At 65.8% G+C, this 22385-nt stretch carries 24 protein-coding genes; 6 read left to right on the top strand and 18 right to left on the bottom strand.

Annotated elements, in window-relative coordinates:
* Positions 1-12: 12 nt before the first annotated feature.
* The gene (locus ACTAQI_RS15760; RefSeq protein ID WP_457947074.1) at positions 13-243 is read right to left on the bottom strand and encodes a hypothetical protein; all 231 of its coding nucleotides are present in this window, start codon (positions 241-243) and stop codon (positions 13-15) included.
* A 140-nt stretch (positions 244-383) separates the two neighbouring features.
* On the opposite strand from ACTAQI_RS15760, the gene ACTAQI_RS15755 reads away from it, so the two are divergent.
* A complete protein-coding gene (locus tag ACTAQI_RS15755) occupies positions 384-1361 on the top strand; it encodes a hypothetical protein (RefSeq protein WP_457947073.1) in 978 nt (325 codons plus the stop codon).
* 15 nt (positions 1362-1376) lie between these two features.
* Here ACTAQI_RS15755 and ACTAQI_RS15750 read toward each other — a convergent pair whose 3' ends face one another.
* Positions 1377-2018 carry a LysE family translocator gene (locus ACTAQI_RS15750; protein ID WP_457947071.1) on the bottom strand — a complete coding sequence of 214 codons (642 nt, stop codon included), beginning with the start codon at positions 2016-2018 and terminating at the stop codon, positions 1377-1379.
* 106 nt (positions 2019-2124) lie between these two features.
* On the opposite strand from ACTAQI_RS15750, the gene ACTAQI_RS15745 reads away from it, so the two are divergent.
* On the top strand, positions 2125-2580 hold the full coding sequence (locus ACTAQI_RS15745; protein WP_457947070.1) for an Lrp/AsnC family transcriptional regulator: 456 nt from the start codon (positions 2125-2127) through the stop codon (positions 2578-2580).
* A gap of 8 nt (positions 2581-2588) precedes the next feature.
* On the opposite strand, the gene ACTAQI_RS15740 is transcribed toward ACTAQI_RS15745, so the two are convergent.
* Both ACTAQI_RS15740 and ACTAQI_RS15735 read right to left on the bottom strand, forming a co-directional pair.
* Positions 2589-3146, bottom strand: a complete 558-nt coding sequence (locus tag ACTAQI_RS15740) for a hypothetical protein (protein ID WP_457947068.1) — start codon at positions 3144-3146, stop codon at positions 2589-2591.
* A 221-nt stretch (positions 3147-3367) separates the two neighbouring features.
* Positions 3368-3826, bottom strand: a complete 459-nt coding sequence (locus ACTAQI_RS15735) for an Lrp/AsnC family transcriptional regulator (RefSeq protein ID WP_457951081.1) — start codon at positions 3824-3826, stop codon at positions 3368-3370.
* Between the two features lie 327 nt (positions 3827-4153).
* Here ACTAQI_RS15735 and gluQRS point away from each other — a divergent pair, with 327 nt between their 5' ends.
* Both gluQRS and ACTAQI_RS15725 read left to right on the top strand, forming a co-directional pair.
* Positions 4154-5050, top strand: a complete 897-nt coding sequence (gene gluQRS / locus ACTAQI_RS15730) for a tRNA glutamyl-Q(34) synthetase GluQRS (protein WP_457947067.1) — start codon at positions 4154-4156, stop codon at positions 5048-5050.
* Between the two features lie 9 nt (positions 5051-5059).
* Positions 5060-5683 (top strand): HD domain-containing protein, encoded by a 624-nt coding sequence (locus tag ACTAQI_RS15725; RefSeq protein WP_457947065.1) that lies wholly within the window; start codon positions 5060-5062, stop codon positions 5681-5683.
* Here ACTAQI_RS15725 and ACTAQI_RS15720 read toward each other — a convergent pair.
* The 3 genes from ACTAQI_RS15720 to ACTAQI_RS15710 all read right to left on the bottom strand — a co-directional run bounded on the left by ACTAQI_RS15720 (position 5650) and on the right by ACTAQI_RS15710 (position 8651).
* The gene (locus ACTAQI_RS15720; protein ID WP_457947064.1) at positions 5650-6198 is read right to left on the bottom strand and encodes a flavodoxin domain-containing protein; all 549 of its coding nucleotides are present in this window, start codon (positions 6196-6198) and stop codon (positions 5650-5652) included. The two genes, ACTAQI_RS15725 and ACTAQI_RS15720, sit on opposite strands and share 34 nt — an antisense overlap.
* Before the next feature lie 79 nt (positions 6199-6277).
* Positions 6278-7594, bottom strand: coding sequence for an ATP-binding protein (locus ACTAQI_RS15715; protein WP_457947063.1), 1317 nt, complete (start codon positions 7592-7594; stop codon positions 6278-6280).
* A gap of 109 nt (positions 7595-7703) precedes the next feature.
* Complete coding sequence (locus tag ACTAQI_RS15710) at positions 7704-8651, bottom strand: L-lactate dehydrogenase (RefSeq protein WP_457947062.1); 948 nt, start codon at positions 8649-8651, stop codon at positions 7704-7706.
* An 86-nt stretch (positions 8652-8737) separates the two neighbouring features.
* Here ACTAQI_RS15710 and ggt point away from each other — a divergent pair, with 86 nt between their 5' ends.
* Positions 8738-10570 (top strand): gamma-glutamyltransferase, encoded by a 1833-nt coding sequence (gene ggt, locus ACTAQI_RS15705; RefSeq protein WP_457947061.1) that lies wholly within the window; start codon positions 8738-8740, stop codon positions 10568-10570.
* 85 nt (positions 10571-10655) lie between these two features.
* Here the strand turns inward: ggt and ACTAQI_RS15700 are convergent, their stop codons facing one another.
* From ACTAQI_RS15700 to ACTAQI_RS15655, 10 genes are all read right to left on the bottom strand, one after another.
* A complete protein-coding gene (locus tag ACTAQI_RS15700) occupies positions 10656-12170 on the bottom strand; it encodes an amino acid permease (protein ID WP_457947059.1) in 1515 nt (504 codons plus the stop codon).
* 36 nt (positions 12171-12206) lie between these two features.
* On the bottom strand, positions 12207-13628 hold the full coding sequence (locus tag ACTAQI_RS15695; protein ID WP_457947058.1) for an aspartate ammonia-lyase: 1422 nt from the start codon (positions 13626-13628) through the stop codon (positions 12207-12209).
* An 8-nt stretch (positions 13629-13636) separates the two neighbouring features.
* On the bottom strand, positions 13637-14683 hold the full coding sequence (locus tag ACTAQI_RS15690) for an asparaginase (RefSeq protein ID WP_457947056.1): 1047 nt from the start codon (positions 14681-14683) through the stop codon (positions 13637-13639).
* Between the two features lie 30 nt (positions 14684-14713).
* Entirely contained in the window at positions 14714-15421 is a 708-nt protein-coding gene (locus tag ACTAQI_RS15685) for a FadR/GntR family transcriptional regulator (RefSeq protein WP_457947054.1), read from the bottom strand.
* Positions 15422-15463: 42 nt separating this feature from the next.
* A complete protein-coding gene (locus tag ACTAQI_RS15680; RefSeq protein ID WP_457947053.1) occupies positions 15464-16114 on the bottom strand; it encodes a DedA family protein in 651 nt (216 codons plus the stop codon).
* 9 nt (positions 16115-16123) lie between these two features.
* Complete coding sequence (locus ACTAQI_RS15675; protein ID WP_457951080.1) at positions 16124-16819, bottom strand: phosphatase PAP2 family protein; 696 nt, start codon at positions 16817-16819, stop codon at positions 16124-16126.
* A 175-nt stretch (positions 16820-16994) separates the two neighbouring features.
* Positions 16995-17972, bottom strand: coding sequence for a thermonuclease family protein (locus ACTAQI_RS15670; protein ID WP_457947051.1), 978 nt, complete (start codon positions 17970-17972; stop codon positions 16995-16997).
* Between the two features lie 287 nt (positions 17973-18259).
* Entirely contained in the window at positions 18260-18877 is a 618-nt protein-coding gene (locus ACTAQI_RS15665; RefSeq protein WP_457947050.1) for a uracil-DNA glycosylase, read from the bottom strand.
* A gap of 127 nt (positions 18878-19004) precedes the next feature.
* Complete coding sequence (locus ACTAQI_RS15660; protein WP_457947048.1) at positions 19005-19886, bottom strand: cytochrome c oxidase assembly protein; 882 nt, start codon at positions 19884-19886, stop codon at positions 19005-19007.
* Complete coding sequence (locus ACTAQI_RS15655; protein WP_457951079.1) at positions 19873-21141, bottom strand: HNH endonuclease; 1269 nt, start codon at positions 21139-21141, stop codon at positions 19873-19875. The genes ACTAQI_RS15660 and ACTAQI_RS15655 overlap by 14 nt, the downstream gene beginning before the upstream one ends.
* Before the next feature lie 303 nt (positions 21142-21444).
* On the opposite strand from ACTAQI_RS15655, the gene ACTAQI_RS15650 reads away from it, so the two are divergent.
* A complete protein-coding gene (locus tag ACTAQI_RS15650) occupies positions 21445-21957 on the top strand; it encodes a hypothetical protein (RefSeq protein WP_457947046.1) in 513 nt (170 codons plus the stop codon).
* Positions 21958-21974: 17 nt separating this feature from the next.
* On the opposite strand, the gene ACTAQI_RS15645 is transcribed toward ACTAQI_RS15650, so the two are convergent.
* Complete coding sequence (locus ACTAQI_RS15645) at positions 21975-22358, bottom strand: RNA-binding S4 domain-containing protein (RefSeq protein ID WP_056332115.1); 384 nt, start codon at positions 22356-22358, stop codon at positions 21975-21977.
* Positions 22359-22385 lie beyond the last annotated feature (27 nt).

Here is a 22385-nt window from a genome sequence, read left to right as displayed (position 1 = left end):
TAGAACCGCGCCTTAGAGCCCCAACCCGCCGAGCTTGTCGCCCAGGCCCCCGGGAAGTTTGTCGCCGAGTCCGCCGGGAAGCCTGGAGAGCAGTTCGGCAGGATCGATGCCGAGTCTGGAGAGCAGGCCCGCATGCTGTTCCGTGTCCACCTGGTCCGGCAGTTCCGATTCTGCCTGCGCGGCTTTTCCCTGGTCTCCCTGTGACCGCAGGAGCTCAAGGATCTGGTTCTTGTCGATTTGCACGGGTTTCTCCTTGCCGTAATTTGCGTACTAAGGATGCTTGCTACCCTTCCCGAAAATGAGGGCGGGGACAAGGCCCAGGCATGATTGCGGGTACGCATGCGCAGGGCCTGTGGCCACGGACTCACGGTTAGCATGTAAGGATGAGCGCCGGGGACACCGCACCGATTTACTGGGACAGCCGCGACCTCACCCCCTTCGGGCAGGCCCAGCTGCGCACCCCTGTCCACGATCTTGCGGGGGGAGTGGGCGGCCTGCTGACCGGCGTCCTGGGCGGCCGCAACCCCGCACTGCTGTCCATCGACGGCGAGGTGCCGCGGCTCAAGCGCCTGCTCCCCAAACCGGCCAGGGCGGTCCACGAAGCCGTCTTCACCAGCCGCGAACCGGAGCGCCTGATCACCCTGGCCCGCGCCTACCCCGGATGGGCCGGGCTCTGCTACCTGATTGCCGGGCTGCTGGTGTACAAGCACGGCGGCTACCTGCGCGCTTCCGAGCTCCTCCAGCGGGGCCTCACCACCCGCAACGACGAGGAAGCCAACAGGTACTCATCCACTTACCTCACCAGGATCGTCACCCGGATCGAGCTGGCCGAGCGGGTGGAAATCCCCGTGCTCTTCAGCGAGGAATCGGTGTTCCTTGCCCTTGCCCACTCGTTGCGCGAGACCGGCCGGACGGAGGCCGCGCTGGACGCACTGGCCGGGCTGCCGCCGTCGCTCCCCATGGCCTTGGCACGCTGCTCACTTGCGCTTACCTTGGGCCGAAGCCGCACCGTCATCGACTGGACGGAGGGACTGCTGAACGCGGACGATCTCTCCGCTGCCCTGCTGCTGGTCCGCGCCCGGGCCCTGCGGAGGGAAGGCCGGCTGGACGCGGCGCACCAGGCGATCGCCGAAGTCCTGCGCCGCCGCAAGACGCACCTCGCGCTCCGCAATGACGCCTTGACGGACCGGGCGCTGCTGGTGCTGGAATCGAGCCGCCGGTCCCTCAACCCGCGCGACTGGGGACGCCGGCGTGGCGACGCGGAACCGCAGCGGGAACTCGAGGCACCTGCGCCCATCCGCAAGGACGAGGAGATGCGGCGAATCTGGGAGCAGGACTGGAAACAACTCAACGGGGACTAGGAACCCCGCTGGGAACTAGGAGCGGCTGGCCAGGAACGGCACCAGTTGCTCGCCGAGCAGCACAGCTCCCAGCGCCACCATAATGATGCCGCTGGCCAGGGTCACTGCCCGCGCGGCACCGGGCCTGCTCTGCAGCAGCGTGCGCGAGAGTAAGGCCACCACCGTGTAGACCAGCCCCGCCAGCGCCACGAACGTCATCCCCAGGAGCCCCGACTGAACCGGCACCGGCAGCGAGGCGTCGGTGCTGACGAACTGTGGAATGAGGGCCACGTAGAAAAGCAGGCCCTTGGGGTTGATGCCGCTGGTGCCCATGCCCTGCAGGAAGGTGCGCAGTTGGGTGCCGGGGCCGACCGCGGCATCCGCGCTGAAGCTGGCGGCGCGCCAGGACCGGAGCGTTCCCACTCCGAGCCACAGCAGGTAGCCGGCACCGGCCAGGGTGATCCAGCCCAGGACGCCGGGCATTCCGGCCAGTACGGCGGCCAGGCCTGCCACCAGCAGGGCGGTGTGCAGGACATAGCCGCCGCAGAGCCCGGCGACCGCGGGGACAAAACTCCGCTGCCGGAGGCCGGCCGCGATGGTGTAGGCCCAGTCCACTCCCGGCGTGCAGGCCAGGGCCGCGGCCACCACTAAAAAGGCCAGGAACAGCTGCGGATTCATGGGGTTCTCCTGTCAAAAGGCTCTCAGGAGCAACCATAGGGAGAATCCTGCCAAAAGTGCTGTCCTGTTTTCGCCCGCCCCACGGCCGATCCAGTATGTTTATTGCGTGCTTGATCGAATCGACAGAAATATTTTGCGCCACCTCCAGGAGGACGGCCGGATGACTGCCACCGCCCTCGCCGCAAAGGTGGGCCTGACGGTGGCGCCGTGTCACCGCCGGCTGCGGGACCTGGAGCAGTCCGGGGTAATTCGCGGGTACAAGGCGGACATTGATCCGGCCGCCGTGGGCTTGGGGTTCGAGGCAATCGTGTTCGTCACGCTCCGCCAGGTGGACCGGCCCACCATGGAGATCTTCGAAAACCGGGTGGCGGACAACCCGAACATTGTCGAGGCGCAGCGGCTTTTTGGTTCGCCGGACTACCTGTTGAAGGTCATTGCCGAGGACCTGCCGGCCTACCAGCGCTTCTACGACACGGAGCTGACGTCCCTGCCCGGTGTGGAGCGGCTGACGTCAACGCTGGTCATGAAGAACCTGAAGTCGAACGCCGGCCCGCCCGTGTAGGAGCCGCCTTAGGGCTTTCCTGTGGAAGCGATGTTCGCCTTGGCCACAGGGGTGTAGTACTCCCCGGCGAGGTGGACTGAGTAGATGAACGTCATGCGGCCGGTGTCATGGTTTGCCAGGATCTCGGCGGAAAAGACCGTTCCCGTCTTGTTGCCCATCCCGGGATTCCACTGCTCCTTGCCCGAGCCGTCCTTGAAGTCGGCGCCGATGGGTTCGGCGTCCTGGAGAATGACGAATCCCAGTTCATCCGCAGCCCGCCTGATTTCCTGGTTGGCGTCCTGGGCGTCGGGGTAGTTGATGAAAATGTCTATGTGGTCGACCTTATTGTCGGCCCCGGGACGGATGCGGATGGTGTCCGTCCGCATTTCAACAACACCCTGGGGTGTGGTCATGCTGACGTCAATCAGTTTGTTGGACTCAGCAGCCACCAGGGCCCCGTCGGATCCGGCCTCAAATCCGAGGGCGGACATGTTCATCGGCAGGTTGGTGAAATCGAAGAAGGCCTTCCCGCTGGTTTTGACGGCCTCAATGCCGTCCGCGGTGAACTGCGAGTTTCCGTCGGCCACCACCGGCATCTTTCCCTGGGACGGTATGACTCCACAGCCAGCCAAGAGGAGTGCGCTGCCCAGGAGGGCGGCAATCCGCCGGTGCCCCACAAAGTACCCACCGCGGCGACGTTCGCGCCGCAAAAATTCCCCCGCCACAATTCCCCCTGGTTGAAGTCACCAGCCAGCCTAACCGCTCCAACGCATTGCCGTGATGGGCAGAACTCCCCCGCCAGGCCCCTTCAGCCGTCCAACAACCCGGTGGTGCGGTACGGGATGACCTCGCGCAGGAACATGCTGGTGGACGTGCGGACGATGCCGGGGCAGAGGCGTATTTCTTCGGAGACGCGGTAGAGGTCGTCAGGGCTTTTGGCCACCACGCGGATGAGGAGGTCGGTGTCCCCCGCCGGTGCGTGGCACTCCAGGACTTCGGGGATTTTGCGCAGTGCGGCGATGGCCTCGTTCAGGTGGCTCTGATCGAGCTCCGCGCTCACGGCTGCGGCCACCCCGCGGCCCAGGGCCGAAGGCAGTACCCGGCTGCTGTTGGGCCGGAGGGCGCCCGACGCCGCCATCCGCTCCAGGCGCGACTGTACAGTTCCGCGCGCCAGGCCCAGCTTCTGCGCCAGCACCATGATGGGGACGCGGGGATCGGCGTCCAGTGCGGCGAGGATCCGCCGGTCCGTTGAATCGAGTTCCTGCAATTTGACCACTTCCTGCGAGCCTTTGATTCCTCAGTTGATCAGTCTGACCAGTTGAGTGCACGCTCGTTGCACCTAATGTAGGTCTTCTGCTGAAATGATGGCAACACGGGAAGCAGGCCACCGCCTCGTCCCGCAGGCTACAGGAGCCCCGGCACACCACCCGGTCCCTGGACCAGGCTTCCCGCAAGGACGCTGCCGCTGATGACGCTTGTTCACACCATTGTCATTCGCATACACACGGCAAGAGCCCCTGAGCTACCGACGTCGGATCTGACGCAGTCTTCGGTAGCTGAGGGGCTCTTGTGTTGTTCCGCCTAAGGTGGATCCATGACCTCCGCCGGCCGCTTCGCCCCCAGTCCTTCCGGCGAGCTGCATGTGGGGAACCTGCGCACTGCCATCCTCGCCTGGCTCTTCGCCCGCTCCACGGGCCGGAAGTTCCTGCTGCGGGTGGAGGACCTTGACCGGGCCCGCGCCGGGGCTGAGGCGGAGCAGCTGCGGGACCTGGCCGCCATCGGGGTCACCTGGGACGGCGGCGTGGTGCGGCAAACGGACCGCGGGGCCCTCTACGCCGGGGCGATCAGCCGGCTCGAACAGGCCGGCCTGACCTATGAATGCTTCTGTACGCGCCGGGAAATCCAGGAGGCGGCGTCGGCTCCTCATGCCCCGCAGGGCGCCTATCCCGGAACGTGCCGCAACCTGGGCCGCGCCGAGCTGGAGTTCAAGCGCTCCATCCGGCCGTCGGCTCTCCGGCTGCGCGCCGGTGTTGCGGAATTCACCGTGCAGGACGTCCTCCACGGTGGATTCACTGGCGTGGTGGACGACTTTGTGCTGCGGCGGAACGACGGCGTCACCGCCTACAACCTCGCGGTGGTGGTTGACGATGCCGACCAAGGCATAGACCAGGTGGTCCGGGGTGACGACTTGCTCCCCTCCACTCCCCGGCAGGCCTACCTGGCATCCCTCTTGAATATTCCTGTTCCGGAATATGCGCATGTCCCCCTGGTGGTAAACCGCGACGGCGCGCGGCTGGCCAAGCGCGATGGTGCCGTCACGCTTGCGGACCTCGCCGGGGCCGGAATGCCGCTGGAGGAGGTTCGGGGCCGGCTGCTTGCGTCCGTTGGGCTGCCTGGCGGGACGCTGGAGCAGGCCTTGGCTGCTTTTGATCCCACCCGCCTCCCCAGGGATCCCTGGGTGTGGACGTTCAAGGCTGCGTCCACGCCCTAGGCTTAGTGCATGTCAGACGAGCACATTCCGGATCAGAGCCCCGCACCCAGGTTTTCGGTGGAGACAGCCAAGGTCCTGGCCGAAGTGGCCCACAACCGGCAAAAGGACAAGCTGAAGCGCCCGTACCGGGAGCACGTCCTTGCCGTGGGTGATGCCCTGGCGGACTTCGACGATGAGATCCGGATCGCCGGATACCTCCACGACGTCGCGGAGGACACCCCCATGACCCGGCAGGCTTTACTGGACATGGGGGTCCCGGAGCGCTCGGTGGACATCATCGAGCGCGTTACCAACCGCCTGCACAGCAACCCGGACGACTACCAGGCCGGCATCCTCGAGATCGCCCAGGACCATGACGCCGCGCTGGTCAAGATCGCTGACAATGCGCACAACTCGCTGCCGGAGCGGGTCCAGGCTCTCGCGGCAAAGTGGCCGGACAAGCCTCCCGTCACCAAGTACCGTGATGCCAGGCCGGTGCTGTACGCCGCCGTGGAAGTGGAAGAAGTCCGGAAGATCCTGGCCCGGGCCAACCCCTGGCTGCTGGAGGAATTCGACGCCCAGCTGGACGAGGCCGACGACACCGACTACGAGAACCTCCGCTACGACGCGGGCCCGGGATTCCGCTCCGTATAGACCAGGAACTCCTCCGCGAACCGGCGCACCCCGTCCCATTCCGTGTAGATGTAGTCGCGGCCGGTATCGGTGTCCTGGCTGCCTTGGCCGCCGACGATTTTCTTCATCATCATGCGCTTCAGGAATCCGTACTGGGTGTAGAGGAGGGCGCCGCCGAACATGGCCACCTTGTCAGGCTGCCAGCCGGTGCTGTCCTCGAACTCTGCAACGTACTTTTCCGCCTCTTCCGGCTCCCCGTGCGCTGAGAGGCTGACGGAGAACAGGGCGGCCGGCATGTTCTCCAGGCTGGACCGGTTCCTGCGGACAAAGTCAGCCACGTAGCCTTCGTGCTTCCCGGCATGGATGGAAGCGCCCACAATGACGGCGTCATAGCCGTCCGGCAGGTCGTGGTCTGCGTGTTTGAGGTCCAACGTGTCGGCCTGGTGCCCGTGGGCCTGCAGCACATCAGAGATGTAGTCGGCGATACGGGCCGTTTGGCCCTCCGAGGTTCCGTACGGGATCAGGATCTTTGCCATGGAAACTACTCTGGCGTCCCGCAGGAGCCGCGCAAAGGGGCAAAAGTCCCCCGCATACGTCCCGTCGAAGGGCTGCCGGCTAAACCCGTCCGAGCGCCTCGATGTCCTCGAGGAAGTCCGCCTGCACCTCGGCGCTCACGGTAGTCCGGGTATCGCCGATGGCGTCCAGGTAGTCCTGTGTGGAGGGCCCCTTGCGGACCGCCTCGCGGACGGAAACGTCGCCTCCTGAGGCCAGCCCGCCGTCGTCGTACACTGCCTTTTCCAGCGCACGCTGGGAGGCGCTGCGGGCGGCGTACTCGATGTCCGCCGGGGAGAAGCCCTCGGTACGTTCGACCAGGAGCTCCACGTCCACGGCGTCCACCACCGCGGCGGGGATGAAGCGCTGCCACATTGCCACCCGCGCCTGCCGGTCCGGCAGTCCGATGGGAATCACGTAATCGAACCTGCCGTGGCGCAGGAAGGCGGAGTCCAGGGCGCGGATGAAGTTGGTGGCACAGACCAAAAGGCGGCCGGGCTGTTCGCGGAACGCCGGGATGATCTTCAACAGCTCGTTGGTTACGCCCTGCAGCGGCGACGGCGGGTCCCCGGCACGCTGCGACGCGATCTCCTCCACCTCGTCGATGAACACCACGGCGTGCTCCAGCTCCGCGATCTCCAGGAAGGTCTCCCGCAGGGCGCCCGCCAGGCCCTGCGGATCACCCGCCAGGCGGGACGGGAACACTTCCACGAAGGGCCACTCCAAACGGGAGGCGATGGCCTTGGCAAAGGTGGTCTTGCCGGTGCCGGGCGGGCCGAAAAGGACGACGGCGCGCGGCGGCACCACGCCGAATTCGTCGGCGAGGTCCGCCTCGGCGAGCGGCAGCACCAGGCGGCGTTCGAGCAGTTCCTTTTCCTTGCGCATGCCGGCCACGTTTTCCCACAGGTCACGCGCCAGGACGCGGCCGCCCAGCTGGCCCAGGGCGCCGAGCTCCTGGCGCTGCACCGGGATGGTCCGCTCGAAGTAGCGCAGGTTCTTCTTGAGCGCGAAGCCGCGGCCCAGGAACGCCTCCACCCGGGTTTCAGATTCCGGCATCAGCGCCGAAAGCTTGTTCAGCCCGTGCGGGGCCATGCGGTTTTCGACGGCGGCGAGCAGTGACGTGCCGATGCCCCTGCCGCGGTACTCGGGAAGGGTGGCAAGGAAGACGATCCAGCCTTGGTCGTGCGCGGCACGTCCGACGGCGGCGCCCACCACCTGCTCGCCCAGTACTGCCACCACGGCGTGGTCCTTTTCGCAGGAGGCGAGGACCTCGGACAGGGCATAGACGGGTTCCACGTTGTGTGCCTTGAGCGTCTCCCAAAGGTGCAGGATGCCGTCCAGGTCGGCCGAGTGGAAATCCCTGATCCGCCAGTTGGTCATGGGTTACTCCTGTTGGTTCGTCGTTGAGCCTGCACAGCGTGCACTTCTGTTGGTGAGCTTATTCGAACCCGTCACCGGCCGGGTTGCGGCGGCGTTGCATGACGCCCTCTCAGAGCCCCAGCGCGTCCATGGTCCGGCGCAGGGTGTCAGCAGAATGATGCAGGGCCGCCAGCTCGGCGTCGTCCATGGGCGTTTCCAGGACGCGGTGCACGCCGCCGCGCCCCACCACGCTGGGGAGGGAGAGCGCCACCCCGGAGATCCCGTGAAGTCCGGACAGCACAGTGGAGACCGGAAGGACTGCGTTGTCGTCGCGGAGCAGCGCCTCCACAATGCGGGCGCCGGACAGACCGATGGCATAGTTCGTGGCCCCCTTGCCCGCGATGACCTTATAGGCGGCCTGCACCACTTCCCTGGCAGTGGTAGCGAGGTATTCGGGCGTGAAGATCCGTTCGCCGTCGACTGTCCAGTCCCGGATCGGCACCGGGCCAATGGTTGCTCCGGACCACAACGGGAACTCCGTGTCACCGTGCTCACCCACCATGCTGGCGTGGACGCTGGTGACGGAAACACCCGCCCGGCGTCCCAGCAGCCAGCGCAGCCGCGACGTGTCCAGGACCGTGCCGGAGGAGAAGATCCGCTCCGGGGGCAGGCCCGAAATGCGCTGTGCGGCCACTGTGAGGACGTCGCAGGGGTTGGTGACCAGGACGTAGACGGCGTCCGGTGCCCGCTCAAGCAGCGGCGGCATCAGCTGTTCCAGGATCCGCACATTGGTACCGGCCAGGTCCAGCCGGCTCTGGCCGGGGTTCTGCTTGGCACCTGCCGTGACGACTACGACGTCTGCGCCTTCCGTCACGGCGATATCCCCGCCGCCGGACACGGTTGCCGACGCCGCGGCGAACTGGCTGCCGTGGGCAAGGTCCAGGGCTTCCGCCTCCGCCTTGGGCGCGTTGACGTCAAACAATGCGATGTTGCTGGCGGAGCCGCGGATCAATGCAGCGTACGCCAGCGAGGTGCCGACGCTCCCGGCGCCTACCACCGCGAGTTTGGAGCCTGCCATGGGGCCCTGCCTTCCTGGATTCGTTGAGTGTGTCGTACCCGAAGAGTAGCGTGGCCCACATCACTCGACATCCCTTAGGAGCCACCATGCCACATCTCGGACGCCGGCTCGCAGCTGTTACTGCGGCGCTGGCGATGAGCGTCACCACCGGGGCCATCAGTCCCGCTTCGGCCGATCCCCGGCAGACCGACAAGGACCCCACGGCCACCGGCTACGGCGGCGCGGTCAGTACGGTGGACCCGGAAGCATCAGCAGCAGCCATCGAAGTCCTCCGCAAGGGCGGGAACGCGGTGGACGCCGCCGTTGCCGCGGCAGCCACCCTTGGAGTAACCGAGCCGTACAGCGCCGGAATCGGCGGTGGCGGCTATTTTGTCTATTACGATGCCAAGTCCGGAAAGGTCAGCACCATTGACGGGCGCGAAACGGCGCCGGCAGGGATCAAGCAGGATGCCTTCATCGATCCCGCCACCGGCAAGCCATACCGGTTTACCCCGGAACTCGTCACCAGCGGAGTCTCGGTAGGTGTCCCGGGTACACCCGCCACGTGGGAGCGGGCACTGGAACGCTGGGGCAGCATCAGCCTGGGGGACGCGCTGAAACCCGCCATCAAGGTGGCGGACCGCGGCTTCGTGGTGGATGAGACGTTCCGCAGCCAAACCGCGGACAACCAGGCGCGCTTCGATGCCTTCACCTCCACCAAGGACTTGTACCTTCAAGGCGGCAAGCTGCCGGAGGTGGGCTCAGTCTTCCAGAACCACGACCTCGCTGACACCTACCGCCTGCTGGCACGCAAGGGCATGAGCGCGTTCTACACCGGGCCGCTGGCTGAGGAGATCGCCAAGACAGTCCAGAACCCGCCCAAGTCCCCGGACACCAAGCTCCCCGTTCCCGTGGGTTCCATGACCACGGAGGACCTGGCCAACTATGAAGCCCTGGACCAGGACCCCACGCACGTGAACTACCGCGGCTATGACGTCTACGGTATGGCTCCCTCCAGCAGCGGCGGCACCACGGTGGGGGAGTCGCTGAACATCCTGGACGTGTTCGACCTGCCGGGCCTGAAGGCCGACCAGCCGGCCGTGCTGCACCACTACCTCGAGGCCAGCGCCCTGGCCTTCGCGGACCGGGGGAAGTACGTGGGTGATCCTGCCTTCGTGGACGTGCCCACCCAAGCGCTGACCGATCCCATCTTCGGCAAGGAACGCGCCTGCGAACTGGACCCCAACCACGCAGCCGCCAAGCCGGTAAAGGCCGGTGACGTCACCTCCTACGACGGAACCTGCCCGGCGGAACCGGCGGCGCTCGCCGATGAAAAGGACACGGAGAACATCTCCACCACCAACATGACGGTCTCGGACAAGTGGGGCAACGTGGTGGAGTACACGCTGACCATTGAACAGACCGGCGGCTCCGGCATGGTTGTCCCCGGCCGCGGGTTCCTGCTCAACAACGAGCTCACCGATTTCTCCACGGTCTACAGCGCCACGGACCCCAACCGGATCGAGCCAGGCAAGCGGCCGCGTTCGTCCATGTCGCCCACCATCCTGCTGGAGGACGGCAAGCCGTTCCTGGCGCTGGGCTCCCCGGGCGGTTCCACCATCATTACCACCGTCCTGCAGACCATCGTCAACCGCATCGACCTGGGCATGAGCACCCCCGATGCCATTGCGGCGCCCCGCGCTTCCCAGCGGAACACGGAGAAGGTGACCGCAGAGCCGGCGTTCATCGACAAGTACGGCCAGGCCCTGACGTCCCGCTTCGGCCACATCCTGGCCCCATCGGGTGACTCGTTCACGTCGGCCTCGGAGATCGGGGCCGCCACCGCCATCGAGTTCCTCGAGGACGGGCGGACGTTGGCGGCAGCCGAGCCTGTGAGGCGCGGCGGCGGATCGGCCATGGTGGTTAAGCCCTCAAAGTAGAAAAACCAGTGCGTTAAACGCCCGACGGCGGCACCTGGGTTCCGGAATTCCAGAACGCAGGTGCCGCCGTCGGACGTTAAGGCAGTTACTTCTTGAAGGTGTCAGCCGGTGCGTTGGCCACTACCGGGGACAACCCGGTGTAGCCGTCGCGGGTTTCGGCGATTTCGCGGATGCGTTGGCGGCAGGCGTACCAGCCGATGACCATGAGGATGGAGGCGATGGCGGTGACGAGCATGGTCAGGGGTGAGTCGATGAAGACCATGATGAGGACGCCGATGAGGAAGAGGAGGGAGAGGTAGCCGGTGTAGGGGGCGCCGAACATACGGAAGGAGGGGCGTTCGACCCAGCCTTTGTCGGCCCAGCGTTTGAGTTGGATTTGGCACAGGACGATGGTGGCCCAGGTCATGATGATGCCGACGGAGGCGATGTTGAGGACGATTTCGAAGGCTTCGGCGGGGACGAGGTAGTTCAGGGGGACGCCGAGGAGGGAGACGGTGGCGGTGATGGCGATGCCGCCGTAGGGGACGCCTGCTTTGTTCATCCGGGAAGCGAACTTCGGTGCGGAGCCGTTGACGGACATGGAGCGCAGGATCCGGCCGGTGGAGTAGAGCCCGGCGTTCAGGGAGGACAGGGCGGCGGTGAGGACCACGAGGTTCATGATGACGTCCACGCCCTGGACGCCGATGGAGCCGAAGAAGGTTACGAAGGGGCTGACGCCTTTTTGGTAGGAGGTGAAGGGCAGCAGCAGGGCCAGGAGGATGACGGAGCCGACGTAGAACACGGCGATGCGGAAGACCACGGAGTTGATGGCCTTGGGCATGATTTTTTCGGGGTTTTCGGTTTCGCCGGCGGCGGTGCCGACGAGTTCGATGGAGGCGTAGGCGAACAGGACGCCCTGCATGAGGATGATCATGGGCAGCAGGCCGTTGGGGAAGATCCCGCCGTTATCGGACAGGAGGTTGAGGCCGACTTGTTGGCCGTCGACGGGGGTGCCGAAGATGACGAAGTAGGTGCCGATGATGAGGAACGCGACGAGGGCTGCGACCTTGATCAGGGCGAACCAGAATTCCATTTCGCCGAAGACTTTCACGGAGACCAGGTTCAGGGCCAGGACGACGATGAGGGCGGTCAGTGCCCAGGCCCACTGCGGGACGTCGGCCATCCAGGGGATGTAGTTGCCGAAGAAGTGCATGTAGAGGGCGGCGGCGGTGATGTCCACGATGGTGGTGGTGGCCCAGTTGATCCAGTAGAACCAGCCGGAGACGAACGCGGCTTTTTCGCCGAAGAATTCGCGGGCGTAGGAGACGAAGGAGCCTGAGGAGGGCCGGTGCAGGACCAGTTCGCCCAGGGCGCGGAGGATCAGGAACGCGAAGAACCCGCACACGGCGTAGGCGATGACCAGGGACGGGCCCGCGGCGTTGAGCCGGCCGCCGGCGCCGAGGAACAGGCCGGTGCCGATCGCGCCGCCGATCGCGATCATCTGGATCTGCCGGGGCTTGAGGTTCTTGTGGTAGCCCTTGTCCTCCGCGTGCAGGGAGGTCTCGGACGCATGCGCGTGACCACCATCAATCAGGTGGTCGGGAAGGGGGGTATTTGTCATGGGAGTGTCCTTTGGGGATGTGGGGACTACTTGGGACTACTTGCTGAGGTTGGCCAGGCGTTCGGGGCTCAGGAGTTCCTGGAGCTGGGCATCGGTGAGGAGCCCGTGTTCCAGGACGAGCTCGGCCACGCCCTTGCCGGTGGCAAGTGCTTCCTGCGCGATGGCAGTGGCGGTGGCGTAGCCGAGGTGGGGGTTCAATGCGGTGACCAGCCCGATGGATTGCTCCACGGTGCGGCGCAGGTGGTCGGTGTTGGCGGTGATTCCACGGATGCAGCGGGCCGTAAGGGTGCGGCAGGCTGCCTCGAGGTGGGAGATGCTCTTGTGGAGGCTGTGGACAATGATCGGTTCGAAGGCGTTGAGCTGCAGCTGCCCGGCTTCGGCGGCCATGGTGATGGTGACGTCGTTGCCGATCACCTCGTAGGCCACCTGGGAGACCACTTCCGGGATGACCGGGTTGATCTTGCCGGGCATGATGGAGGACCCGGACTGGACGGCCGGCAGGTTGATTTCGCCGAAGCCCGCGCGCGGTCCGGAGGAGAGCAGGCGGAGGTCGTTGCAGATCTTGGACAGTTTGACCGCCACGCGCTTGAGTACGCCGGACAGGTGCACGAAGGCGCCGACGTCCTGGGTGGCTTCGATGAGGTCGACGGCGGTCACCAGCGGCAGCCCGGTGATCTCCGCCAGGTGCCGGCAGGCTGTGTCGGCGTAGCCGGCCGGGGCGTTCAGGCCGGTGCCGATGGCGGTGGCGCCGAGGTTGATCTCGTGGATCAGCAGCTCGGCCTCCGCCAGGCGCAGCCGGTCCTCGCCGATGGTGACGGCGTAGCTGCCGAACTCCTGGCCCAGGGTCATGGGCACGGCGTCCTGGAGCTGGGTGCGGCCCATCTTCACCACGGTGCGGAATTCCACGGCCTTGGCAGCGCAGGCGTCCTCGAGTTCTTCGAGTGCGGCCAGCAGTTCCCGGGCGGCGAAGATGGTGCCCAGCTTCACGGCCGTGGGGTACACGTCGTTGGTGGACTGGCTGAGGTTGACGTGGTCGTTCGGGTGCAGCCGTGCATAGTCGCCCTTGGGGTGTCCCAGGATTTCCAGCGCCCGGTTGGCGATGACCTCGTTGGCGTTCATGTTCGATGACGTCCCGGCACCGCCCTGGACGACGTCCACCACGAACTGGTCGGCGAGCATGCCCGCCATGACGTCCAGGCACGCCTGCTCGATTGCCCCGGCGCGCTCGGCGTCCAGCAGTCCGAGCTCGCGGTTGGTGCGCGCGGCAGCAAGTTTCACGGCGGCCAGTCCACGGACCAGGTGCATGTTGGAGGACAGCTTCTGGCCGGTGATGGGGAAGTTCTCCACGGCCCGGAGCGTGTGCACGCCCCAGTACGCGTGCGCCGGGACGTCCCGGTCACCCAGCAGGTCGTGCTCTGACCGGACCTGTGCGGGCACGGCGGTTTCGATGGTAGTCAAGGGGGTCCTCACAGGGCTTCGTTGTCGGGCGTGGACAGGTTATTCAGAAAGTCGGTAGCCAGCAGCCGGCCCACCTCGTGGCCGCCACCCAGCACCGGGGCGGTGGCGATGCCGGCAAGCGGCCCGGTGTCCACGCCCAGCGCATCCAGGAGGCGGACGGTGGCGGGCATCCGGGCGCGGTCGCCGCCGTCGGAAATCTTGACGGCCACGGCACTTCCGTCACCCAGGCCCACCAGCTGGACGCCCTCAAAGCCGTCCTTGGCTACGGCGCCGGGCAGCAGGCGCATCAGGTCGGTGACGTCACGGCCCTCGCCGGCCACCATCTGCGGGTGCTGCTGCATGGCCTGCCCGACGGCGGCTTCCGGGCTGCCGTCGTCGTCCGCGGCAGCCCGGGCGATCCGGCCGAAGGCGCGGGCCATGCCGCGCAGCGTGAGGGCGAAAAGTGGGGTGCCGCAGCCGTCCGTGCTCACGGCGGCCGGTTCCTCGCCGGTCAGGTCGTTGACGGTCCGGGCCACCAGCTGCTGCAGCGGGTGGGAGGGGTCCAGGTAGCCCTGTACCGGCCAGCCGTTGATCACGCACGTGGCTGCCATGGCGGCGTGTTTCCCGGAGCAGTTCTGGGTGATTTGGGTGGTGCTGCCGCCGTTGCGCAGCCAGTCCTCGCGCTCGGCGGTGCCGTAGGGGAGGTCTGTGCTGTTGTCCAGGTCGGTGGGGGCGAGGCCATGCAGTTCGAGGATGCGCAGTGCGCCGTCGCGGTGCGCTGCCGCCCCGGAATGGCTTGCGGCGGCCAGTGCCAGGAGATCTGCTGGAAGTTCAAGGCCGGCACGGACCATGGCCACGGCCTGGAAGGGCTTGAGCGCGGACCGCGGGTAGAACGCTGCCAGCGGATCGCCTGCGGATGCCGCCACTGACCCGTCGGCCGCAAGGGCAACCGCGGAGCCGTAGTGGACACTCTCCACCAGGCCGTCACGGATGGCGGCGACCAGCGGAGTGTGCTGCGGCAGGGCGAGCTCTTCCGGGGCAGCGGTGTGGGCAGCAGAAAACACGGGGGATGGCATGGAGTCCTTGGAAGGGTTGGTTGGATCTGGCTAGCTGTTGAGGATGGAGTCCAGGGCTGCGCCCACGGCCTCCAGATGTTGGGCCATGGCGGCGCGGGCGTTGTCCGCGGAGCCGGCCTCGATGGCCGCAAGGATGTGCTGGTGCTCGATGTCGGAGGCGTGCTGGCGGTCTGCCACCATGTTTAGGGTCTCGGACTGGTGCGCCAGTGCGTCCCGGATGTCAGCCACCACGCTCGCGAAGACTTTGTTGCCGCTGGCGCGTGCAATCGTGGCATGGAAGCTGGAATCCAGGGCAACCCAGGATTCCGGATCGGTTTCGGAGGCCATGGCGGCAACGATCCCACGGAGAATATCGAGTTCTTCGGGGGTGCGCCGTTCTGCCGCCAGGCCGGCGGCGGGGACTTCGATGTGCGGGCGGGCTTCCGTGAGGTCCCGTGCCGAATACTGCCCCAGGGTGAGGTCATTGGCCACCTTGCTGGCAACGACGAATGTGCCCTTGCCGGTCCTGGTGACCGTCAGCCCCAGCGCTGTGCAGGAGCGGAGGGCTTCCCGGATCACCGAGCGGCTGACTCCGTACTGCTGCGAGAGCGTGGCCTCCGAGCTGAGCTTGCTGCCCACCGGGATTGCACCGGACTCGATGTCCTCGCGGATAGCGTTGAACACCGCCTCGGCAGCGCTCAGCCGGGCAAGGGGACGGACTACAGGCTGTCCTGCTGTCCGGCTGTCTGACAGGTTCACGCCTTAAATATGGCACGGGTCACAGTAGCTGTCAAACTCTCCCTAGGGTCCGGGGGCACTGTCCTGCCGCCGGCTTGCCGCGCGCCGGTGCTGCCGCCGTCGCCGTGTGCGGAAGTGCCAGGCGATGAGCGCGGCCACCGCCAGTGCGGCGATGACGACGGCGAGGTCCCGGCCCACTGCCTGGGCAACGGCCTCGTAGGAGTTTCCAGCGAGGAAGCCCAGGAGGACGAACCCGATGCCCCAGACCACGCCGCCCATCGCGTTCCAGGCTAAGAACCGGCCATAGGGCATCCGGGACGTGCCGGCGAGTGCGGGCATAACGGCCCGCAAAAAGGCAGTGAAGCGGCCCAGGAACACAGCAGAGCCCCCCTTGCGCCGAAGGAAGTCCTGTGCGCTTTCGAGTTTGCCGGAGTGGCGGGCCAAGGCTTTCGACTTCATGATGCGGGTGCCCAGGTGTTTGCCCACTTCGTAGCCCACACTGTCGCCAATAATGGCGGCACCCACCACCAGGGCCATCATGGTGCCCACTTGCACTTCGCCCCGGCTGGCAACCACGCCGCCGAGGACGGCAGCTGTTTCGCCTGGAATGACGAAACCGATGAACAGGGCGTCCTCGGCGAACACCAGGCAGAAGACGGCGATGTATGCCACGAGTGGGCTGACGTTCAGGAGGCCGTCGATGAAGCCCGTCATGGCAGGATTTTATGCCTGCTGGGCCGGGATGGGTCCGAGTTTTGCCAGGAACGGCACCCGGGCGAGCAGTGACAAGCCGAAACGGTTCCACAGCCCGGTCAGGAATGCTGCCCCGGTGGCTGCGGTGAGGAAGGACGCCGTGACGTCGGTGGGGTAGTGCACGCCAAGGTAGACGCGTGAAAATGCGACGACGACCGCCACGACGATTCCGACGATGGCTGCGGGCCGCTGCCACCTTGTACCGCGGGCCAGCAGGAAGACGGCGATGGCCAGTGCCGAGGCAAGTGCCACATGCCCGCTCGGGAAGCTGTCCGTTCCCGGTTCGGGGATCAGCGGGTTGAAAAGGGCGGTCGAGTCCGGCCGGTGCCTGGCCACCAGGACCTTGAACAGTTCGCTGCTCACCCAGCCGCCGGCAGCCACCAGCCCCGTGGCCACAGCATTCATAGGGCTGCGGCGCACCAGCAGCAGGTAGAGGCACAGGGCGGCGATCATCAGCACGCCGCCGGCGGGGCTGAACACGACGTTGATGAACATGGCCACGCCCGTCAGGGGCGCAGTGTGGTCATGGCTCAGCTCAGCGTCCACGGACATGTCCGCCGAGGTCAGTGCGGGGACAAACCGCAGCGCCAGGCCGGCCGCCACAATCAGGACAGCCGCCATGAGCGGCACCGCAACCCAGTGGCGAAGCTGGGGCAGCGTCGCCATGCGCACGGCTGCAGCCTCCGTTGGGGATGCCGCCTTAGGGGAACGGTTGGTGTGGGACGTCAAGGGTCAGCCTGGTTCTGTCGCCGGTCAGGATACCTACGAGTATGCCCACGTGCCCCTGAAAAATCCCTGATAGTCCGGCTGCCCCGTTATCCCCGAAGGGGCGTCGTGAGTGTCAACATGGACGCCAGGTTTTGCCGCCGGGTGCGTAGCAACGTGGCCCGGTGTACTTAGTTGAAGGGGCAGGTGGAACGTACGGTTGCGGGGCTGGGGCAACATAGGGTGCTGGGTTGGGGGCCGGCGCGGGGAGATTGCGTAGGCGTTCTGCTTCGGCAGCGGCTTGCCGCGCTGCTTCATCGGCTGCAGCTTTTGCTGCAGCAGCAGCCTCTTCTGCTGCCTTCTTTTCTGCCGCAGCCCGATCCGCTGCTGCTTTGCGTTCGGCCGCCGCCCTGGCTTGCGCCGCCACCCTTTCTTCCTCGACCTTTTTCTCGGCAGCTTCCAAGGTAACTTTTAGGGCTTTTGTATCTGACGCTTTTTTCTCGGCCGATGTGATCTTCGCATCCAGGCTCGACACGTGCTTGGCGAGCACGGCAGTTGAAATGCCGGCCCAAAAAAGCGCTCGCTCTGTTGCTTTGTCTCCGTTCAGGACCTTGCGGAGTGCCTTTGCAGCAGCCACCTTGGTGGCTAGTACGCCTGCAGCCGTACCTGCCGCAGCAGAGGTAGTCGCCGGCGCAGCCGCCGTGGCAGTCTCGAGCCCCTTGGTTGCTTCAGCCAACTGGGCAGGAAGTGTGCAGCCGATACTTTCGGAGAAGAGCCCGGCCTTTGCCGCCCTGGCCTCTTCGTATGCTGCCTCTACAGGCGGAAGGAATTTCCTGTTGCCGCCGTACTCCACTGGAATTCCCAGTCCCTGCTGGGCAATTCTGGCGTTGACCAGGGATCCATCGGCAGTGAAGACTCCAGCGAGGGTCCTGCCGTATTTGTCGTGACGTTCCGCGTCGAACTCAAGCCGGACCTGGGTCCCTTTAGGAAGCAAGCCCTCAAGGAAGCTGGTGGCCTCTGGGCCGAGACACTCGACGGGTTGATGTGGATCCTTGGTTTCAGGAGTGTCGATGTTCAGCAGCCGGATGGTGTGGTCGCCATTGTTGATGGACACCACCAGTGTGTCTCCATCGACGACCCGGACCACCCTGCCGGTACCTGCATTGGCTGCCGCGCCTACAGCCAGCGAACCTGCGACCAGGCCAGTGGCCGCCAGTGAAGCAATTATTAGTCTTTTCATGCCCTGTTCCCCCAAATGCAGCAGGAAACGAGGCCGTTCTAATGCGCCGCCTCGGAGAATCCTGAGTGTTTACTCCACTAATGCTGAAGAAGCAGGAGCAAGAATTCATCAAGGGTGGATCAACGTGCGCGCAGTTTTGGGCCCTTACCGCAGGACTGGGCCTAGAGGTGCTGGATGCCTGCCCGCTGCATCGCGTCACGGTAGGTTTCGACGCTCTTGGTGAGGAGCTCTTCCTGCTTGGCCTCCGAAACAGCGAAGGCCCTGCCGCCAAGGGCGGAGGCCTTATAGATTTTGATGCCGCTGTTCTTCAGCGATGAGTGGTAGGTCTTCTCAAACAGGGTCAGGAACGTGGAGGCGTCCGTGCCGTGCGCAATGATGGCCGAAACGCGGGAATTGATTTTGAGGAACTGGCGGAACGGGCGGAGCCCGTCGGTCTTTTCCTGGACGCTCAGGGCCGAGGGGCTGCCGCTCTCGCGGACCCAGGGGTAGGCATTCCACGGCATGACATAGCGGGGGTCCAGCTCAGCGAGCTCGTAGATCTGGGTGGCCCGGCGGGCAGCTTCGTCATCGTTGTTGTGGGAGACGAATCCGGACTCGGTCCCCTTGCCGGGACTGGCCTGGAGGCTGATGATTCTGCACTCGTCTTCGTCATGGACGGGGTCGATGTAGGGGACCGTGGAACCGGGCTTCTTTTCCATCAGTTCATCGCAAAGCTGGGTTACCTTCGCGATATTCGGTTCCTGTAGCAGGGCCTTTTTTTCGTCCCAATCAATCGTCACGATTTCTCCCTTGGCAGCGAGGCGTCCAGAATCAGGCGTCCTATGTCACTCTACGCTTCCCCGCGGAGGGGTGGGCACACTGAATTTCGCAGTACCCTTCCTGACGCCCCGCGAAGGCCGCCCGCGTCTACCTCCGCCCGCGCAGGTGCTGGTCTTGAAGTTCGTCGAGTTGTTCGTCGGTCAGTTCATCGAAGGTGCGCGCTTCCCTCTTGTCGCTGCGAGAGAAGCGGATGAACATGAGGATGATCAAGGGCAGGTCCAACACCTCGCAGATGAACCACAGCAGATTGCCCGCGAACTGCTGGTCCTGGAGAGCGTCCCGGAACCACCATTGGGGGTTGGGAACGGACATCACGTGATCGAGGACCTGACCGTTGAGGCTCAGCAGGATGCCGGGAACCGCGTCGATCAACAACTCGATGAATACGAACATGAATTCAAGGGTCAGGTACGCGCTGGACCGCTGGAAGTCGGACTCTTCGATGATGGGCAGCGCCATCAACATGCCCAACAGTGGGACGCCGATGGTCAGGAGAGCGCCGGCAAGGGGGTCGGTCCGCAACGTGAAGAAGACCGGCGTGAGAAAGGTGGAGAAGAGCGCCAAGCCCAGCAATGGTGCGCCGAATGAATTGCTGACGAAGCGTACTGGCCGGCTGGACAGGACGGCGTCCAAGGCTGCTGTGCCCTTGGCCGGCAATGCGGCGCGGGCAAGGGTGAGGGGCTTGCCCAGCCCGATGAGCAGCGGGACGACAAAGAGCAGCAGGGATATCTTGATGGTGAACGCCCACCGTTGCTGGGAACCGTAAACCCCAGTGAATCCGCAGGTCAGGACAATATAGGAGCCCAGGCCGAGGACGTAGAATGCCACCGCGCGCCAGACTGGCCAGCGGTGGCCCCGGCGGGCAGCTGACCGGATTCCCCACCCGTACAGGACGCCTGCCGCAGCAACGAAAGCAGCGGCGGCCCAGTCCAGTTGCCAGGAGGAAATGAGGATCTCAAGGGGTGGCACGCGCCAAGGTTAGCCGCCGTTCCTGAGAGTTGCATGACCGGGTTCCCGCTAACCGTGAACCCGGAAGTGGTGGTGCGGTGGAGTGGTAGGTGTGGCCGGTTGGGGTGGTGGTTGCCACGGTCTGGCGCGGGCCACACACTCGTGTGGCTGTCCAGCCGGGGTTTTCTTTGGTGTGGTTGCAGGCTTCGCAGAGCCCCTGGCCGTTATCGGCGCTGGTGGGTCCGCGATCGTGCCAGGCGGTGATGTGGTCGTGGTGCCGGATGGGTGCGTCGCAGTAGGGGGTGCGGCAGGTATCGTCCCGGACCTGCAGGAAGCGTTTGAGCCCCGGCGGAAAGAATCGGGCTTTGGACTCCATCGCCACCAGCTCCCCACTGCCCGGCGCGGTGTACAGCCGCCGGATCCAGAGGTTGAGTTTGAGAGCGACTGCGTGGCCTGGCACTGGGTGTTCGGTATTGGATGATCCGCCGGTGAGTGCGATGTGACGTGCGGTTGCGGCGGGGATGGTGCCGTAGCCGGGGAGCCGGGCGGGTTCGGCATCGGCCTGCAGGAGGGTGCGGTCGGTCATGACGAGCTGGATCTCCACCCCGTTGATCCCGCCGGGCGTGCCGGTGACCCGTTCGACCAACGCATCGGCCATGACCTGCCCCCGCGACCGCTCATCCCCGGATGCACGGGCGGTGTCGGCATCGCGTGACAAGGCGGCGTAGGCGGCCACACCCTGGGCGACGGGGAGCAGTGCTGTCAGGTAGGTCATGGTGTCCGGTGCCGGGCGCAGGCTCACGGTCCGTTCCGCCACGGCCCGGGCGGCCCGCTTCGCGGCCGACGCAGGGTCCCGCCGGTACGCGGCAGCCCGGACCGCAGACACGATCGCGCGGTCTCCTGCGCCGTCGAGGGCGCCGGTGTCGGCGGCGAGTTCCTCATCCACCCCGGCCCGGTCCTCGGGGGTGAGGCAGATGGTTTCCTTCACGATCAGCGTGGCCCGCCACTCATTCAACAACCCGGACCGGAACGCCGCGAACGTATGCGGCATGCCGGTCAGGGTCTTGGCCAGACCCAACAACCTTGCGCCCCTGGCCGGGGACTCCCTGCGGGCCAACGCGATCTGCGCCGCGACCCCGGCACCCTGCTCACCGGCCGGGACCCCGGCCGCGGCCTGCTCACGCCGCTGGGACAGATCAAACGCCACTGCAGTACCGGCCTGGCGGGCACCCGCCAGGCACTTCAGGTCTTCCAGCCCGCGTATCTGGTCGATCATCCCGGCACCATCGTCAGCCAGCGGAACTGAAGCGAGCAGCGCCAGGACATCATCAATCGAAGGCACTGCAGGGGATGCAGGCCGGAACAGAAGCCCATCCCTGGGCGCCGGAACAGCATACGAAGATCGCGGCGGATCAGCAGCCAACAGCCCCCGAGGCTCCGCCTCCAGCACCGCCGCCGACCCCACAACCGCTTCCATAACCAAAGTCTTCCACCAGGGTGTGACAACGACAGCCACCCAAAAGCCCTATGTGGAAAACGGAAGGCAGCAACGGTCCCAGGGCATGCTGTTCAATGGATTATGCAGTTCACCAGGAAGGGCCTGAAGGCCGAGGGTTTTGCCGGCTTCCGGCCGATCCAGGACCTTGAGACCATGAGGATCCCGCAAGGAACCGGCCTCTTCACCGTCGTGGCTCCGGAAAGTTTCCAGCCGCGCTTCCTGACGAAAAGCACCGCGGGCGTCTTCAAGAAGAAGGAACCGTCCCTCTCCGCAGCCGCTCTGGCCGCCGAATGGGTGGACGGCGCCGTGGTTCTCTACGTCGGAAAGGCCGGGCCCGGAAGCAAAGGTAACCGGGGGCTCCGGCGTCAGATCCAGGAGTTTGTGGACTTCGGCAAAGGAAAGCCGCCCGGGCATTGGGACGGGCGGCCAATCTGGCAGCTGGCGGACGCCGGCTCACTGGCCATTGCGTGGAAAGAACTCCCGGCGGAACAACTGAACGACGCCGAAGCGGCTTGCCATTCAGCCTTCGTAGCGGAATTCGGTAGGTTGCCGTTCGCCAACCTGGTGCAGGCGCGCACCAGGGCCGGCGGTTGACGTCGCGGGTACGCCTTTCACGCAGGTCCCCGTAAGCGCTCCATCTCGCGGCGGTCTTTCTTGGTGGGCCGTCCGGCGCCCCGGTCACGCTGCGGCAGGCCAAGCGCCGGCAGGACGGGCCGCGGGGGAGTGTGGTCGGTAAAGCAGTGTGACGCCGCTTCGGCTCCCACTCGCTTCGCGATCAGCCGCCGGACCTCCAGGATGCGCTCGTACCCGGACATGCGGACGGTCACGGTGTCGCCTGTAACCAGGGTCGCCGACGCCTTCGACGGACTGCCGTTCAGGCGGACATGCCCTGCCCGGCAGGCTGCGGTGGCAGCGGAGCGCGTCTTATAGGCGCGGATGGCCCACAGCCAGGCATCGATCCGGACACTGGCGGGGGAGGCAGGGAGGCTGGTCATGATTGGCACCGAGTATAGCCCCGGGCC

It is taken from the genome of Pseudarthrobacter sp. alpha12b (assembly GCF_054130495.1).
This window is presented reverse-complemented; position numbering and strand designations above follow the sequence as displayed.